This window comes from Gordonia sp. GN26 (genome assembly GCF_054823965.1).
In genome coordinates, this window is the sequence record NZ_JSYC01000050.1 from 35,595 (window position 1) to 51,395 (window position 15,801).

Sequence of the window (15,801 nt, forward strand, 5' to 3'; positions counted from 1 at the left end):
GCCTACAGGCCGTGCTCGGCCAGCCACTCGAGCGCGACCTCCCGCGGATCGCTGCCCGTCTCGACCTCGCCCGCCATCGTGGCGAGGTCGGCGGTGGTGATCTCGCCGGCGACCTTGTTCATGGTCTTGACCTGATCACGGTTGAGCGCGGCCGACCGGAAGACGGGCACGAGCACCTCGGCGCGCGGCCCGGACTGTTCGTCCGGAGCTGCCTCGGTGCTCGGCTCGTCGGCGGGCGGGTTGTCGGCGGTGTCACCGCCACCGGCCGAACCGCGTAGCGCCTGAACATCCGACGACGCGTTCTCGGCGTCCTCTCCCGCGATGTCGAGCGGGGTGAGGAGGCCGACCGCATTGCCCTCCGATGCTCGCCGGAGCACCTCGTCGGTGGTTCCGGCCGTCTGCACCGGCCCCAGACGGCAACCCGCGGAGGCGAACGCATCGAGCGTCGCCGGGTCGGGGTCGGAGGTGGCGACCACCGGCAGTCCCGGCGGGAGGAGTGCGCAGTCGTCGAGTCCACTAGCGCCGACGCTGCCCGCGAGGGTCGTCGACACGAAGATCTGCGGTGCACCGGACACCGGTGTCTCGTCGCCCACCGAGACCCCCTGCGGCAGCGAGCGGTTCAGTTCGACGTAGACGTCCTCGGCACCGACTGCGGTCGACGACGGGGCGAGCATCGTCAGGAGGTCCCCGGTGAAGGCCGGGAAGAGGTCGAGGTCGGCGCGGTCCATCTCGTCGAGCAGCTCCGCGTCGTCTCCGCGCAGTTGATCGGCGGACACGACCGAACCCGCGTTCCGCAGGGCGCCCGCGTACACCTCGGCCATCACCCGCATGGCGGGCTCTTCCGACGAGCCGATCACGATGCCCCGCGGCGGCGAGCCGGCTTCGTCCCCGCATCCGGCGAGGACGACGGCGAGGGCTGCGATCAGCCCGGTGACCACCACGAGACGCTTGCGGACGAGACGTTTACGCACGTTGTCACCGTATCTGTTGTGGGCCGCCATCTGTTCTGCCCCACCGGCTTCAGACGCCCTCGGCGATGAAGCCCATGATCGAGCTCGCGATGAGCTGGACGGCGATCGCGGCGAGCAGGAGGCCGGCGATCTTGGCCAGCAGGGTGATACCGCCGACGCCGAGTACGCGGATCAGGACCGTCGAATACCGGAGTACCAGCATCACCACGATGTGCACGCTGATGATCGCGGCCGCGATGGCGAGATAACCGGCGGTCTGACCGTCGACGCTGCTGACCTGGACGATGACCGCGGCGATGGCGCCCGGTCCGGCGAGCAGCGGGGTGCCGAGCGGCACGAGCGCCACGTTGACGTCGTCGGACGCCTTCGGGTTGCCCGCGTTGCCCAGTCCGGTGAGCAGCTGGAGTGCCACCAGGAGCAGTAGCAGGCCACCCGCACCCTGGAGTGCGGGGATGCCGATGTGCAGATAGTTCAGGATCGCCTTGCCGCCGATCGCGAAGACGCTGATCACCAGGAGGCTCACCAGGGGCGCCTGCCAGGCCGCGCGTCGCCGGTATTCGGGCGACCGCTGGCCGACGAGGCTGAGGAACAACGGAATCTGTCCGGGCGGGTCCATGATGACGATCAGCGTGATCAACGTGGTCGTGTACACGGTGACGTCGAAGGGCACGGCCGAATCTTACTGGGGAGGCGTGCCCGGGCCCCGCGGGTACCATCGGCAGGCGTGGCGACGATCCCCCGTTCCGGTCCGCGCGGCCTCCCGCCGCGCGGAGAACACCACCCGGCGCCCGCCTCCGAGAAGCCGGCGCGGGTGTCGCGCGCCGTCGTCGACTGCGCGGTCTACATCAACGGCCACCGTCAGCCGGGTGACATCTCCTATCGCGACGCGCTGTCGCAGGTCCGCGAATCCGGCGAGGGTTTCGTGTGGGTGGGCCTGCACTCCCCCGACGACTCCCAGATGACCGATGTGGGCACGACCTTCGGCCTGCACGAACTCGTCGTCGAGGATGCCGTGCACGCGCACCAGCGGCCGAAGCTCGAGGTGTACGACGACACGCAGTTCCTTGTGCTGAGGACCGTGCAGTACGTCGAACACGAGTCGATGGCGATGGCCAGCGAGGTCGTGGAGACCGGCGAGATCATGGTGTTCGCCGGGCCCGACTTCGTGATCACGGTGCGCCACGGTGAACACACCGAGTTGTCGGGCATGCGACGGCATCTCGAGGGCCGCCCCGAACGACTCGCCCTCGGACCGACCGCCGTCCTGCACGCCGTTGCCGACAAGGTCGTCGACAGCTATCTCGCGGTGACCGACCGTATGGACGTCGATGTCGCCGCCATCGAGGAGTCGGTCTTCAGCCGGCAGAACCGCTGGCTCGACATCGACCCGGTCTATCTGCTGCGACGCGAGGTGCTCGAACTCCGGCGCGCGGTCACCCCGCTCTCGACGCCGCTCCAGACCCTCACCGCGAGCGGTAACCCGTTGGTGCCCAAGGAGGTTCGACGACACCTGCGCGACGTCGCCGATCACCTCACGACCGTCATCGAACGGGTCCTGGAGTACGACGAGCTGTTGAACTCCATGCTGCAGGCCGGCGCCGCGAAGGTGGGTATCCAGCAGACCACCGACATGCGCAAGATCTCGGCGTGGGTCGCGATCGCCGCGGTGCCGACGATGGTCGCCGGCATCTACGGGATGAACTTCGACCACATGCCCGAACTGCACCAACCGTGGGGTTATCCGCTCGTCCTCGGTGTGCTGGTCGCGACGTGCGTCGCCCTGTTCGTCGTGTTCCGTCGCAGCCACTGGCTCTGACGGGCGTCCCCGGACACCGATGGCCGGTGAGTGCCGTGACCTAGTCGGTGGTCGACGGCCACCGGGAGGCCAACGTGTCGCACACGGAACGCTGCTCGCTCTCGTCCCGTGCGTGCATCAACAATCCCTCGACGGTGAACACGGCGATCATCACCTCGGCGTCGACGGTCTCCGGCGAGACCCCCGCCGTCTCCAGCTCGGCACGGAACAGGCTGCCCGTGAGCAGGTGGAAGTTGTTGTGCCACTCTGCCACCGCAGGTGAGTGCGGTACGCGGGCATGCACCGTCGTCACCAGACCGCGCATCTCGGTCAATCGCTGCACGATCCACAGCACCCGCGCGGCGATCGGCTCACCCGACACCGCCTGATACATGGGCCATACATCGGCCATCACGGCCGACAGAACCGCGACGAGCACGTCGTCCTTGTCGTCGAAGTACCAATAGATGGTGTTGGCCGCGACACCGGCTTCCTTGGCCAACCTGTTCATCGACGTCGCCTCGTATCCGCCTTCGATGAACAGCCTCCGCGCGGCGGCGACTATCTCCTCACGCTTCTCGTCGGCGGCTTGCGGCCTCTTGTTCCGCGCCACTGAAGAAGTCACCTCCACAGATTCTCTTGAATGCCGTTCAAGACGCTGCTACCTTGTTGAACACCATTCAAGATACCCGGCGAAGGTTTTACCCATGTCACCTCAGTTCAGTTACGTCCGCTCCGATGTCACGTTCCGGTCGGGCGACGCCCGGTGCGCCGCCTGGCTCTACCGACCGGATGGCGTCGAGAACCCTCCGATCGTCGTCCTCGCCCACGGCTTCGCGGCATTCCGGGAACTGCGCCTCGACGCCTACGCGGCACGGTTCGCCCAGGCCGGTTATGCCGCACTCGTCTTCGACTACCGCCACTGGGGCGCCAGCGAGGGCTCGCCGCGTCGCGTCCTCGACATCGCCAAGCAGCACGCCGACTGGGATGCCGCGATCGCCTACGTCCGCGGTCTCGACGGCGTCGACACGAGTCGAGTGGTGGCGTGGGGGACGTCCTTCGCCGGCGGCCACGTCCTGCGACTGGCCGCCCACGACCGCGACCTGGCCGCCGCGATCGTCCAGGTGCCGCACGTGAGCGGGCCCGCGTCTGCGTTCTCCCAGTCCCCGGCACTGGTGAGCCGCCTGATCCTCGCCGGAATACGTGACCAGGTGCGGGCATGGACGGGGCGGCCGCCCTACCGCATGGCCGCCGTCGGGCGACCCGGCGAGATCGCCATGATGACCTCGCCCGGCGCCTACGAGCAGGTCGAACACATGGGAGACATGCGCGAGGAGCTCCTCGCCGAGAACGATGTGGCCGCACGAATCGCGTTGCGGGTGCCCTTCTACTCGCCCGGACGCCACGCAGCCGACATCGATGTCCCGGTGCTGGTCCAACTCGCCACGAGGGACGACGTCACACCCATCGACAAAGCCCAGGCCATCGCGCGTCGTATACCGAAGGGTGAAGTCCACACCTACGACTGCGCCCACTTCGAGCCGTATCTCGATCCGTACTTCGACACCATCATCGAGCACCAGATCGACTTTCTCGACCGCCACGTGGGTGACCGTCGATGACCGCGACCGATCGTCGACGCACCGCGCTCGTCACCGGCGCCTCCGCGGGGATCGGAACCGCCTTCGCCCGACATCTCGCCGCCGCGGATCACGATCTGATCCTCGTGGCGCGACGCGCGGACCGGCTCGCGGAGCTGGCAGGCGACCTCCATCGGCAACACGGGATACGCGCCGAGATCATCGCGGCCGACCTCGGCGACCCGGCGGCTCCCGCCGCGATCGTCGATCGCGCTGCCGAGCTGGGCATGCCGATCGACGTCCTCGTCAACAACGCCGGCTTGTCCTCCGCCACGAAGTTCTCCGACACCCCCTGGGACTCGGTGGCCGCCGAACTGCAGTTGATGGTGACCGCGGTGACCGAGCTCATCCATCGGGTCGTACCCGCCATGAAGGCGCAGCGCTGGGGACGCATCGTGAATCTGTCGTCCCTCGCGGCGGTGTCGCCTCCGGGAGAAGGCCTGCTCTACACCGGGATCAAGAGCTACGTGCTGAACATGTCGCAATCGCTCGACATGGAGCTCAAACCGTTCGGAATCCACGTGACAGCACTGTGCCCGGGCTTCACACGTAGCGAATTCCATGACGTCATGGGCACCCGTGACGCCGCGGACCGGCTGCCCGGAATCCTCTGGCAGCAGCCCGAGGACGTCGTCCGCGAAGGTTGGGCCGCGGTCACCGCAGGGAAACCCGTCTGCATTCCCGGAGTCGTCAACAAGGTGTCCGCGGCAGCCATGCGTCCCATCCCCGGACGCATCGGCTATTTCCTGGGTCGCACACTCAACCCCTTCAAGTGATGGCCGTCGTCATGGTCGACGACCGGGCGCGAACGGACCCGCCGCGAACGCGATTGTCCGGTGACCGCACCGGGTAGACGACACGGCATGAGCACCACCGACACCGATGCCACTGTCGAGGCCCTGATGGAGCGCGCCGGACGGACCTACGCCGACGACGCGGGGATTCCGCTGAAGGACACCCCGTCGCCGCTGTTCGAACTCCTGGTCCTGTCACTCCTGCTGAGCACTCGGATCTCCGCCGACATCGCAGTCGCCGCAGCTCGCGAGGTGTTCGTCGCCGGTTACCGCACGCCGGAGAAGATGGCCCGGGCGTCGTGGCAGAGCCTCGTCGACGCACTGGGTCGCGGACATTACAAGCGCTACGACGAGAGCACCGCCACCCGCCTGCAAGAGGCCGGCCACAAGGTCGTCGACGACTACCACGGGGATCTCCGTGAACTCGCCGCGAAGGCCGACTCCGACCCGGATTCCGCCGCGACGTTGTTGCAGGAGTTCACCGGAATCGGCCCGGTGGGCGCTGACATCTTCCTGCGCGAGGTGCAGTCGGTGTGGGATTGGGTCGCACCGCATTTCGACAAGCGAGCCCTCGCCGCCGCGAAGGAGCTCGGCCTGCCCGACGATCCCGACCGTCTCGCGGATCTCGCCGGCGGCAGGCCCGAGGTGCTCGCCGCCGCCCTGGTGCGGGCGTCGCTGGACAAAGACATGATCGACGACCTCAGGGCCGGCTGACGCGGGCATATCCTGGGAGGGCGGCCGCGGACATCCAGGTTTGAGTGCTGCGCTCTTCGGGCATTCGAGGACCCATTCGCGTCCACTGCGGACAACGAACGTGAGGAGTGCTGGTGTCAGCTGAGGCGATTGCAACCGATCCGACGACGGATGGGGTCTTTCGTGTCCCGACGCTGCCCCGCGCCCGCGGTCCGCTGTCCCGAGCCGTGATCGACCTCCTGCGCAGCGATCCCGACGCCACGACGACCGTCGAGGTACCGGTTGCGCTACACGATGCCGACCCGTACGGCGACGACCTGCAGCTGGCGCTGTACCTCTGCTACGAGATGCACTACGTCGGTTTCGCCGATGCCGATGTCGACTGGGAGTGGCAGCCGGCGCTCCTGTCGCTACGCGCCGGTCTCGAGCGGCGGTTCCTGGACGCCCTCCACCGCGACGTACCCGCCGCTGCCGAGGACGAGTCGGTGCAGGCCGAGATGGACGACCTGTGCATCGAGAACCTCGACGGCGACGGCGCGTCGTACTTCCTCCGCGACAACGGAACCTGGGAGCAGTACCGGCAGATGTTCGCACTGCGGTCGCTGTATCACCTCAAGGAGGCCGATCCGCACGCCTGGGCGATCCCGCGACTCCGCGGGCAGGCCAAGGCGTCTTTCGTAGCAGTCGAATTCGATGAGTTCGGCGGCGGTCGCGGACGTGCCGTCCACCAGGAACTCTTCGCCGACCTGCTCCGCGCGTCGGACCTGTCCGCCGACTATCTCGGCTACCTCGACACCGTCCCCGCCGCCGCTCTCACGCCGGTGAACCTGATGTCGCTGTTCGGGCTGCACCGACGCTTCCGCGGCGCGGCCGTCGGTCATCTCGCCGCCACCGAGATCACCTCGTCGCCGGGGTCGCAGCGGCTGCTCGCCGGACTCGAACGTCTCGACGCACCCGAGGCGTGCCGGCATTTCTACCGTGAACACGTCGAGGCCGACGCGGTCCATGAGCAGATTCTGCGCACCGACGTGGTCGGCGACCTCGTCCGAACGGATCCGGGTGCCGAGGCCGACGTCATCTTCGGAATCCGCACGTTCCTGTTCGTGGAGGACGCACTCGAAGCGCACGTGATGGGTGCGTGGGAACGCGGCGAGAGCGCCTTCCCCGGGATTTAGGCGGACGGACTAGTCGGCCGAGCGCCGACGCCGCTTGCGATGACTCGTGTCGCACAGCGGATAGTTCTTGCTTCGCCCGCATGCACAGATGGCCACCATGAAGCGGTCGGACTGCACCCGGCAGCCATCCGGTAGTTCGATGTCGACCGGGCCCTCGACGAGCACCGGTCCCCCACGTACCACCCGCACCGCGGTGCGCTCGGCGCCCGCGCCGTTCTCGGTTCGCGCCACGGTGACGTCCTCCAGGGTCATGACTGTTCCGTGTCAGCAGTGTGACCCTCGGCCGGCTTCCCGTCGACCTTCTTGCCGCTCGGTGCGACGGCCGCGATGCCGACCAGGCGCTCGACGCGGCATCCCCGCTCGAGCAGTCCGCGTTCCTCGAGCCACTCGGCCCGCGCGGTCATGACGGGGCCGAACGGGATGAATCGCTCCGAGACGACCTCGGCGTGCAGACCGCCGTCTCGAAGAGCACGCAGCGATGCCTCCTCGTCGGCGAACTCCGAATGCACCAGCAGGAACGCTCCGCCGGGACGCAGCAGCGCCGGGACGTGCGCACACAGGAGGTCCAACACCGCCCGACCGTCGAGACCCGCATCCCAGGCGTGCGAAGGTCCCGCCGGGTGGTACCGGGGATCGTCGACCGGGGGCGTCGGCACGTAGGGCGGATTGCAGGTCACGACGTCGTACTGCCCCACGTGGCGGGTCAGATCACCGTGCTCGACGGTGATGGACACCCCGGCCGTCACCGAGGCCCGGCGAGCGTAGGCGACCGCGTCGGCGGAGGCGTCGACGGCGGTGACCTCGGCTGCGCCCCGGCGGGCGGCGGCGATCGCGATCGCACCGCTACCGGTACACAGGTCGAGGACGTTCTTGCCGTCCACGCCCAGCGAACGCACCATGTCGATGAGCAGTTCGGTGTCCTGCTGGGGCAGATAGACCTCGCCGACCGTGGCGATCCCGGAAATGGCGGTGGTTGCCCGCGGCGTTGCGGGCGATGCGGAGGTGAGCGTCACCAGTGCATCGTTCCCGTTCGGGACGGTGGTGAAACCTCAGCCCGGCGTGGCCGAGGCACGATTCGGCTCCGTGACGTCGATACCGGCCTCCCGCCACGCGTCCCGGAGAGCGTCCGCGCCCTTGAGCCGCACCCAGGCCGCCTCGTTCGCGGTGATCGGCACCGCCCGGAGCAGACGGACGGGGTCCATCCGATCGGGCAGCTCGACCTCGCCGAGCTCATCAGCGGACAGCAGCACCGCCGTGCAGGTGGCGCCGTCCCACAACGGTTCGCCCAGATCGACGAGCGCGTCGGAGTCGAGGATCAATCCCTCGACGGCCGGTGCGGCCGCCAGCGTCGCCAGGCGCTTGTGCAGGCCCGGGAGCGGCGTACCCGCACGCATTCGGACGACCAGTTCCGCGCGTGGCCCCTTCACGGGATCGGCGTGGAGATCGGTCGGATCCGACATCGGATGGCGTGCACATCCCGATGTCACGTAGACCAGCTCGCCGGGAGCCGGGTCGTCCAGCACGAATCGCAGTACATCGATCGGTTCGACGCCGAGGAACGTCACCGACGCCCGCTGTGGTTCGGCGCCCAGCCGATCCCGGAGATGTTTCCCGACGAGGTCGGTCACCGCTTCAGTCACGTCCGACAGGCTACCGAGAAGTCTGCGACCGATTTGAGCCCTCGTCTAGCCTGGAGCAATGGTCCGGGTTCTGGCGGTCGCCGACGAGGTGGTGGACTCTCTCACCTACGGCGTCGGTATCGAGGGGCGCCCCGACCTCATCCTGGGCGCCGGCGACCTCCCGTTCGACTATCTCGAGATCCTGTCCACGCTGTGCGATGCCCCGTGCGTCTACGTCCCCGGCAACCATGACCGGGAACTACGGGGTTACCGTCGCGGGCGTACCGGGTGGACCCGCGCGGGCCTCCCCACCGAGGACCCGGGTCCGTGCGGCGGCATCAACGCCGACGGCCGCACCGTGACGGTCGCCGGATTGCGCATCAGCGGACTCGGCGGTAGCCGCTGCTACAACGGCGGGACCAATCAGTACACCGATATCCAGCAACGTCTACGGTCGATGCGGCTGCGCTGCGGCAACGTCTTGTCGAAACCCGCGCAGGCGAACTCGGGCGGCACCGACATCCTGCTCACCCACAGTCCCGCGCGCGGCGTCGGCGACGGGGACGACACCCCGCACCAGGGTTTCGACTGCTATCACCCGCTCGTGCGCGCACTGCGCCCGACGCTGCTCGTGCACGGGCACGTCCACCCCTACGGCAGCCGCCCGCGCGACCTACCGATCGGCGAGACGACGACGTCGATGAACGTCGTGGGCTTCTGCCAGTTCGACATCGATCCCGCGACGCGGAAGGTGGAGATCGTGAGGCGCAGACATGGCGCGTGACACCGGATTCCCCGAGGCCGACGCCGGCTACGACTTCGCCCGGTTACGACGTCAGGCCGAACGTGCCCGTCTCGCACAGTGGTTCATGCGGCAGCCGGCCGACGTCAACACCATCCTGCCGTTCGACGAGGTCGTCGCGGCGCTCGGCGCCACGGGCAAGACCGTGATCGGACTCCAGGTCGTCGAGGTGTCCTCGATCGTCGGAAGCGTCGACCGCACCAAGGATTTCGACCGGTACTTCCGTCCCACCTCGTCGCACATGCGGGAACGGTGGCAGCGGATCGCCGCCGCCCAGCGCCGCGGCGAGTCGGTGCCGCCGGTGCAGCTCTACCGGGTCGGGTCGATGCATTTCGTCATCGATGGGCACCACCGCGTGTCGATCGCCATCGCGCGCAACCTGACCACGATCGACGCCTACGTCACCGAGATTCACACGCGTATCTCACCGGAGGGCATCAACGCACCGTCGGACCTGATCCTCAAGGACCACCGGCGGTTGTTCCTGTCACGGGTCCCGCTCGAGGGTGCACAGGCCGAGGCGATCAAACTGACCGACGCCTTCGACTACGCCGAACTCGCGGAGAACGTTGAGGCGTGGGGTTTTCGGCTCTCCCAGGAACTCGGCGAGTTCCTGAGTCGTACCGAGGTCGCCCGACGCTGGTTCGGCGAGGAGTTCCTGCCCGTCGTCCGCATGGCCCGTCGGGCGGGCATCCGCGACGATCTGACCAGCGACGCCGAGCTCTACATGTGGGTGGCCTGCGAACGCTATCGCCTGGTGCGCAGGCACGTCTGGGACGAGAAGGTCTTCGACGAACTGCGCGACCACTCCGACCGTAAACGGCGGTAGTGGTCGCGCAGCGACGTGACGCGGGCCCGGATCAGCGGCGGCGCAGCGATTCTCCCGAGCTCTGGTCGAAGACCGCCACCTTCGAGGCGTCGTAGAACAGCTCGGCGGTCGAACCGCGGGTGACCTTCGAGTCCGGCGACAACCGGGCGATGAGCTGGTTACCACCGAGATCGGCGCCCGAGTCGGCGGACAGTTCGGCGAGCGCATCGCTCGACGCCCGGTTCGACCCGTTGCCGATACCGAAGTAGGCGTAGATGTCCGACCCCATCGACTCCAGGACGTCGATGTTCGCGGTGAACGTCGCACCCTGGCGGCGAGTGGTGTCGTCGACGAGGGAGGCGTCCTCGAGGTGCTCGGGGCGGATGCCGATGAGAACCTCACCGCTGCTTCCGACGTCGCCGGCGCGCGAGACCACGGCGCGGTGGTCGTCGAGGGCGATCGTGCCGATCGCGGTCTCGATGCCGTCCGTGCCCAGGCGACCGGACAGGAAGTTCATCGCGGGCGATCCGATGAAACCGGCGACGAACACATTGGTCGGGTTGTTGTACAGCTCTTGGGGCGAGCCGATCTGCTGGACGTGTCCGCCGCGCAGCACGACGACACGGTCGCCGAGGGTCATCGCCTCGGTCTGATCGTGCGTCACGTAGACGGTGGTGGTCCCGAGTCGCTGCTGCAGCTGGGCGATCTCGGTGCGCATCTGCACACGCAGCTTGGCGTCGAGGTTCGACAGCGGCTCGTCCATGAGGAATGCCTTGGGCGAGCGCACGATCGCGCGACCCATCGCCACACGCTGACGTTGACCGCCGGACAGGTTGGCCGGCTTGCGGTCCAGGTACTGCCCGAGATCGAGGATGCGCGCGGCCTCGTCGACCTTGGCGGCGATCTGATCCTTCGACAGCTTCTGCAGCGTCAGCGGGAAGGCGATGTTGTCGCGCACCGTCATGTGCGGGTAGAGCGCGTAGCTCTGGAACACCATCGCGATGTCGCGGTCCTTGGGGGCGCGCTCGTTGACGCGCTCCCCGCCGATCCGCAGCTCGCCCGAGGAGATGTCCTCGAGTCCCGCGATCATGTTGAGCGTCGTCGACTTTCCGCATCCCGACGGTCCGACGAGGATGACGAACTCGCCGTCGCCGATCTCGATGTCGACCCCGTGGACCGCGGTGGAGCCGTCCGGGTACTGCTTGGTGACCTTGTCCAGAACGATGTCTGCCATGGGTTATCCCTTCACGGCGCCGGAAGTCAGACCGGCCACGATTCGACGTTGGAAGAACAGCACGAAGATGATGATGGGGATGGTGATGACGACCGCGGCGGCCGAGATCGAACCGGTCGGTTCCTCGAACTGCGAGCTGCCGGTGAAGTTCGCGATGGCCACCGGGGCGGTGATCGCTCGTTCGGTCGAGGTCAGCGACAGGGCGAGGAGCAGGTCGTTCCAGGCGAAGATGAACACCAGGATCGCGGCGGTCACCACACCCGGCGCGGCCAGCGGCGCGATCACCTTGCGGAACGCCTGCCACGGGGTGGCGCCGTCCATCTTCGCCGCCTTCTCCAGCTCCCAGGGGATCTCTCGGAAGAAGGCCGACAGCGTGTAGATCGCCAGCGGCAGCGCGAAGGTGATGTACGGCAGGATCAGGCCCGGCCAGGTGTCGAAGAGACCCAGTCGACGCTCGATGTTGAACAGCGGTGTGACCAGCGAGATCTGCGGGAACATCGCGATCAGCAGCGCCGCGCCGATCAGCAGCTTCTTACCCGGGAAGTCCAGGCGCGCCACCGCGTACGCGGCCATCGTGCCCAGGACCACCGCGATGACCGTGGTGATGAGTCCGACGCCGATCGAGTTGATCAGCGCCGAGGTGAAGGCGCTGGTGTCGAAGATCGACTTGTAGTTGTCGAGGGTGAACTCGGTCGGGATGAACTTCCCGTCGGTCACGCTCGACGCCGGCTTGAACGACAGGCTGATGATCCACAGCAGCGGGATGAGTGCATACAGGATCACCAGGATGTTGGCGATCGACCACCACGCCTTGGATTTTCCGCTCGAATTCACCGGATTACCTCCCCTCGTCGTCGGAACCCGGTGCGGCGGTGCCGAACCCCTTGATGAACACGAACGCGATGATCGCCACGCAGACGAAGATCAGGATCGAGATCGCCGACCCGACGCCCAGATTGAATGCGCCGAACAGGTTGTCATAGCCCAGCATCGACACCGAATAGGTGTTGTTGGAACCGCTGGTGAGCACGTAGATGTTGTCGAACACGCGGAACGCGTCGAGCGTGCGGAACAGCAGCGCGACGAGGATGGCGGGCTTCATCAGCGGAAGGATGATGCGCCACAGGCGCGTCCACGCTCCCGCGCCGTCGACCTGTGCGGCCTTCAGCAGATCGTCGGGCACCAGCGCCAGACCCGCCAGCAGCAGCAGTGCCATGAACGGCGTGGTCTTCCAGACCTCGGCGAGGATGATGATCGCCAGCGACGGCCACTGCTCGGTGAGCGGCGCGCTGCCGTCGGGCAGCAGGTTCGCCAGGTAGCCGGTGCCCGGCGTCCACGCGTAGTACCAGGAGAACGCCGCGGCCACGGTCACGATGCCGTAAGGGATCAGGACCACCGTGCGGATCGTGCCGCGTCCGAAGATGGTGCGGTGCATGACCAGGGCGATGGCCATGCCCAGGATGAGCTCGATGAGCACCGACACGACCGTGATGCCCACGGTGACACCGAATGCCGTCCACCAGTAGTTGTCGGTCAGCACCGTCGCGTAGTTCGAGAACCAGACGAACTCGCGCTCGCCGGGCGCCGACAGGCTCATCTTGTTCAGCGAGAGCCAGACCGCGTAGATGATCGGATAACCGGTCACCAGCAGCATCATCAGCGCCGCCGGGGCGACGAGCCAGAGTGCGAGTCGCCGCTCGGCGGTCTTGCCCTCACTGCGCTTTCGGGGCTTCGGAGCGGCCTCGGCGCGGGGTCGTTCGGCGACTGCGGTGGCAGCCCCCGATGACGGTGCGACGCCGACGGATCCGGGACTCGATCCCACCGGGTTCACCCCCGACGACGCCGACGGGGTCGAACCGGAGGGTGCCTCGTGGCGGCCTCCCGGAGGAGCCTTCCACAGCTCTTCGGAGTGGACCGGCGGGTTGTCGCCCACGATCGGGATCGGACCGGTCTGCGCCGGTGCATCGTCGGGCAGCGCGTGACGGCCGGCGCGGAACGTGGACTCGTCCGCGGAGTCGTCCTCGTTCGGCCTGCGCCCGGGTGTGTTGTCGTCGGTCACGGAACCAACCCTTCCCCGTCGATTGCCTTCTGGACGGCCTCGGCGAGTTCGTCCACCAGTGTCTCCGGATCCCACGCCCCGACCGGGCTCAGCTTCGCCTGCAGCAGGGTCGAGATCGCCTGGTACTCGGGCGACTTCGGTCGGACCGCGGCATGCTCGGGCTGGAGCTGGCGCTTGATCTCCTCCGCCATCGGGTAGGCGAGCCGGAAATCGGCGTCGTCATAGATGGATTCGATCACCGGAGGCGGGCCCGCATTGAGCGAGAAGCTCTTCTGCGAGGCCTCGCTGGTGATGCACTCGGCGGCCTGCCAGGCCAGTTCCTGCTGCTCGGAGGTGCTCGCGACGGCGATGTTGATGCCGCCGAGGGTCGTCTTGGTCGGCAAGCCCTCGAAGCCCGGGTACGGCGCGAAGTCGAAGACCTTCTGCATCTCGCGGTTGAGCGGGATGACGTCGCGGTCGGACGGCGGATTCGCGCTGTCGGCGTACAGGTTCGCGTACTGCGTCAGGTCGAGGAACGGCACTGCGCCGGAGACCGCGTTCTCGCGCATGCCGGGGAACACGAAGGGCCAGTTGACCTCATACAAGGCCTTACCGCTCTCCATGCCCAGTCGGGCCGCCCCCTCGTCGGAGTTGGTCAGCGACGGGTCGGCGCCCGGTGCGGTGGCCACCGCCTTGAGCGTGCGGAGTGCACGGACCGTGGCGGCGCGATGTTCCGGGGTGTCGTTGAGGGTGACCTGGTCGGGGTTGTCGGGGTCGACGACCTGGCCGCCGGCGCTGACGAGCACCGAGTTGAACCAGACCATCAGGCCCTCATACTGCCTGCCCTGCACCATGATGTAGGTCGGTCCGCCGTTGCGGCCGCTGACCAGAGCGTCCTCGAGCATCCCGTCCCACGTCGAGGCGGGGCGTCGGCGGTCGACCTTGTCCTCGAGGACATCCTTGCGGTACCAGAGCAACTGGGTGTTGGTGGAGAACGGGATCGCGTAGAGGCGTTCGCGCTCATCCTCATCCGTCTTCCACACCGCGGTGTCGAGGGGGCCGCCGAGCGAGCGCGCGGAGACCTCCGCGGCCATCGCGTCCGGCACCGGGACCATCCAACCGGCGTCGGCGAACTCGGCGGTCCACACCACGTCCATGCCCATGAGGTCGAGCCCGGAGTCGTTGCCCGCGAGGCGACGGGCCAGCTGCAGTCGCTGATCGTCGGCACCCTTGGGCAGCGGCGTCGTGACGACCTTGTAGGCACCGTTGGAGTCGGCCGAACACTTGTCGCCGATCGCGGCGAAGGTGTCGGCACCGTCGGCCGGCGGATAGAAATTCAGTACGCCCGCTTCATATCCCGAGCCACACGCCGACAGCACGGGGAGCGCCGCGGCCGCGGCAACCGCTGCCGCGAGAACCTTTCGCCTTACGCGACTTGTGGTCCGAGAGCCGGGCGGGCCGCCCTCCGATCGCCGGGAAACCCCCGATCGGCCAGTGCGGCCCGTTCCATCATCAGTGCTGACCCTGCTCCGCACGCAGCCTCCTCGATGTCGTACGCGGCGAACACCCGAGGTGCTCCGCCGTGAGCGTCCGAGGTGCAACGCTATACGGCGCGATTCGTGACATGCAACACATCCGGGATGGGCGTGCCACTCCCCTTCTGATTGTGATCGCCCCGTGTCCCTCTAGGACAGGAGTCTCACATCGTCAGGCGGGCGAGCATGTCGCGCGCTTTCTCTGCGCTTTTCGGGTCGCAGAGGACGTCGTAGCGTCCGGCGACCAGTTGCATCGTCGACGCGAAATCGCGCTGTCCGCGGGTCGCCGCGTACGGAATCGTCGCCGAGATCACACCGAAGACCATGCCGCCCACGATGCCGGCGATGATCGGCCCGAGCGGCGAGCCGGTGAAGACGAGGGCGACGAGGCATCCGAAGAAGAACCCGAGCCAGGCGCCGGACACCAGACCGCCGCCGATCACCTTGCCCCACGTGAGGCGCCCGATGACACGCTCGACCTGCATGAGGTCGACGCCGACGATCGTGACGTCCTGGACCGTGAAGTTCTCGTCGGACAGGTAGTCCACCGCACGCTGGGCCTCGGCGTAGGTGCTGTAGGAGCCGATCGGCCAGCCCTTGGGCGGGGTCGGCAGGCCCGGCGTCTCCCGGCTCGGGCGCATGGGATTCGTCATTTTCGGGACCTCCCTTGTGGAAGTGAGTCGACGGACATCGCGGC

At 67.6% G+C, this 15,801-nt stretch carries 18 protein-coding genes; 7 read left to right on the plus strand and 11 right to left on the minus strand.

Going from position 1 to position 15,801, the window contains the following annotated elements:
• Positions 1–2 precede the first annotated feature (2 nt).
• Entirely contained in the window at positions 3–971 is a 969-nt protein-coding gene (locus OK17_RS12360; protein WP_232715731.1) for a glycine betaine ABC transporter substrate-binding protein, read from the minus strand.
• A gap of 49 nt (positions 972–1,020) precedes the next feature.
• Positions 1,021–1,641, minus strand: a complete 621-nt coding sequence (locus OK17_RS12365; protein WP_006865837.1) for a MarC family protein — start codon at positions 1,639–1,641, stop codon at positions 1,021–1,023.
• Between the two features lie 54 nt (positions 1,642–1,695).
• On the opposite strand from OK17_RS12365, the gene OK17_RS12370 reads away from it, so the two are divergent.
• Positions 1,696–2,787 (plus strand): magnesium and cobalt transport protein CorA, encoded by a 1,092-nt coding sequence (locus tag OK17_RS12370; protein ID WP_232715730.1) that lies wholly within the window; start codon positions 1,696–1,698, stop codon positions 2,785–2,787.
• 40 nt (positions 2,788–2,827) lie between these two features.
• Here the strand turns inward: OK17_RS12370 and OK17_RS12375 are convergent, their stop codons facing one another.
• Positions 2,828–3,379 carry a TetR/AcrR family transcriptional regulator gene (locus OK17_RS12375; RefSeq protein ID WP_232715756.1) on the minus strand — a complete coding sequence of 184 codons (552 nt, stop codon included), beginning with the start codon at positions 3,377–3,379 and terminating at the stop codon, positions 2,828–2,830.
• A gap of 94 nt (positions 3,380–3,473) precedes the next feature.
• Here OK17_RS12375 and OK17_RS12380 point away from each other — a divergent pair, with 94 nt between their 5' ends.
• The 4 genes from OK17_RS12380 to OK17_RS12395 all read left to right on the plus strand — a co-directional run bounded on the left by OK17_RS12380 (position 3,474) and on the right by OK17_RS12395 (position 7,068).
• Positions 3,474–4,388, plus strand: a complete 915-nt coding sequence (locus OK17_RS12380) for an alpha/beta hydrolase (protein ID WP_232715729.1) — start codon at positions 3,474–3,476, stop codon at positions 4,386–4,388.
• Positions 4,385–5,182, plus strand: a complete 798-nt coding sequence (locus OK17_RS12385) for an SDR family NAD(P)-dependent oxidoreductase (RefSeq protein ID WP_232715728.1) — start codon at positions 4,385–4,387, stop codon at positions 5,180–5,182. Before OK17_RS12380 ends, OK17_RS12385 begins: the two co-directional genes overlap by 4 nt.
• 87 nt (positions 5,183–5,269) lie before the next feature.
• Positions 5,270–5,914, plus strand: a complete 645-nt coding sequence (locus OK17_RS12390) for an HhH-GDP family DNA glycosylase (RefSeq protein ID WP_232715727.1) — start codon at positions 5,270–5,272, stop codon at positions 5,912–5,914.
• Between the two features lie 107 nt (positions 5,915–6,021).
• Positions 6,022–7,068: an iron-containing redox enzyme family protein gene (locus OK17_RS12395; RefSeq protein WP_461417620.1), complete on the plus strand. Its 1,047-nt coding sequence runs from the start codon at positions 6,022–6,024 to the stop codon at positions 7,066–7,068.
• Between the two features lie 9 nt (positions 7,069–7,077).
• On the opposite strand, the gene OK17_RS12400 is transcribed toward OK17_RS12395, so the two are convergent.
• Genes OK17_RS12400 through OK17_RS12410 form a run of 3 tightly spaced genes read right to left on the minus strand, consistent with a single transcriptional unit; the run spans position 7,078 to position 8,708 of the window.
• The gene (locus tag OK17_RS12400) at positions 7,078–7,320 is read right to left on the minus strand and encodes a CDGSH iron-sulfur domain-containing protein (RefSeq protein WP_232715725.1); all 243 of its coding nucleotides are present in this window, start codon (positions 7,318–7,320) and stop codon (positions 7,078–7,080) included.
• Positions 7,317–8,081, minus strand: coding sequence for a HemK2/MTQ2 family protein methyltransferase (locus OK17_RS12405; protein ID WP_461417621.1), 765 nt, complete (start codon positions 8,079–8,081; stop codon positions 7,317–7,319). Before OK17_RS12405 ends, OK17_RS12400 begins: the two co-directional genes overlap by 4 nt.
• A 36-nt stretch (positions 8,082–8,117) precedes the next feature.
• Positions 8,118–8,708 carry a suppressor of fused domain protein gene (locus OK17_RS12410; protein ID WP_232715723.1) on the minus strand — a complete coding sequence of 197 codons (591 nt, stop codon included), beginning with the start codon at positions 8,706–8,708 and terminating at the stop codon, positions 8,118–8,120.
• 58 nt (positions 8,709–8,766) lie between these two features.
• On the opposite strand from OK17_RS12410, the gene OK17_RS12415 reads away from it, so the two are divergent.
• A complete protein-coding gene (locus tag OK17_RS12415) occupies positions 8,767–9,471 on the plus strand; it encodes a metallophosphoesterase family protein (protein WP_232715722.1) in 705 nt (234 codons plus the stop codon).
• Positions 9,461–10,318: a chromosome partitioning protein ParB gene (locus OK17_RS12420; protein ID WP_232715721.1), complete on the plus strand. Its 858-nt coding sequence runs from the start codon at positions 9,461–9,463 to the stop codon at positions 10,316–10,318. The genes OK17_RS12415 and OK17_RS12420 overlap by 11 nt, the downstream gene beginning before the upstream one ends.
• A 31-nt stretch (positions 10,319–10,349) precedes the next feature.
• Here the strand turns inward: OK17_RS12420 and OK17_RS12425 are convergent, their stop codons facing one another.
• From OK17_RS12425 to OK17_RS12445, 5 genes are all read right to left on the minus strand, one after another.
• Positions 10,350–11,531 carry an ABC transporter ATP-binding protein gene (locus tag OK17_RS12425; protein ID WP_005196259.1) on the minus strand — a complete coding sequence of 394 codons (1,182 nt, stop codon included), beginning with the start codon at positions 11,529–11,531 and terminating at the stop codon, positions 10,350–10,352.
• A 3-nt stretch (positions 11,532–11,534) separates the two neighbouring features.
• Positions 11,535–12,365, minus strand: coding sequence for a carbohydrate ABC transporter permease (locus tag OK17_RS12430; RefSeq protein WP_232715720.1), 831 nt, complete (start codon positions 12,363–12,365; stop codon positions 11,535–11,537).
• Positions 12,366–12,369: 4 nt separating this feature from the next.
• Positions 12,370–13,590 carry a carbohydrate ABC transporter permease gene (locus tag OK17_RS12435; protein WP_461417622.1) on the minus strand — a complete coding sequence of 407 codons (1,221 nt, stop codon included), beginning with the start codon at positions 13,588–13,590 and terminating at the stop codon, positions 12,370–12,372.
• A complete protein-coding gene (locus OK17_RS12440; RefSeq protein WP_232715719.1) occupies positions 13,587–14,948 on the minus strand; it encodes an extracellular solute-binding protein in 1,362 nt (453 codons plus the stop codon). The genes OK17_RS12435 and OK17_RS12440 overlap by 4 nt, the downstream gene beginning before the upstream one ends.
• Before the next feature lie 320 nt (positions 14,949–15,268).
• Entirely contained in the window at positions 15,269–15,757 is a 489-nt protein-coding gene (locus tag OK17_RS12445) for a YflT domain-containing protein (RefSeq protein WP_006865852.1), read from the minus strand.
• Positions 15,758–15,801 lie beyond the last annotated feature (44 nt).

Bases quoted from the DNA above. Each gene is read 5' to 3' on its own strand.
- OK17_RS12380 (WP_232715729.1), top strand. From the start codon at position 3,474: ATGTCACCTCAGTTCAGTTACGTCCGCTCCGATGTCACGTTCCGGTCG.
- OK17_RS12385 (WP_232715728.1), top strand. From the start codon at position 4,385: ATGACCGCGACCGATCGTCGACGCACCGCGCTCGTCACCGGCGCCTCC.
- OK17_RS12390 (WP_232715727.1), top strand. From the start codon at position 5,270: ATGAGCACCACCGACACCGATGCCACTGTCGAGGCCCTGATGGAGCGC.
- OK17_RS12400 (WP_232715725.1), bottom strand. From the start codon at position 7,320: ATGACCCTGGAGGACGTCACCGTGGCGCGAACCGAGAACGGCGCGGGC.
- OK17_RS12415 (WP_232715722.1), top strand. From the start codon at position 8,767: ATGGTCCGGGTTCTGGCGGTCGCCGACGAGGTGGTGGACTCTCTCACC.
- OK17_RS12420 (WP_232715721.1), top strand. From the start codon at position 9,461: ATGGCGCGTGACACCGGATTCCCCGAGGCCGACGCCGGCTACGACTTC.
- OK17_RS12425 (WP_005196259.1), bottom strand. From the start codon at position 11,531: ATGGCAGACATCGTTCTGGACAAGGTCACCAAGCAGTACCCGGACGGC.
- OK17_RS12445 (WP_006865852.1), bottom strand. From the start codon at position 15,757: ATGACGAATCCCATGCGCCCGAGCCGGGAGACGCCGGGCCTGCCGACC.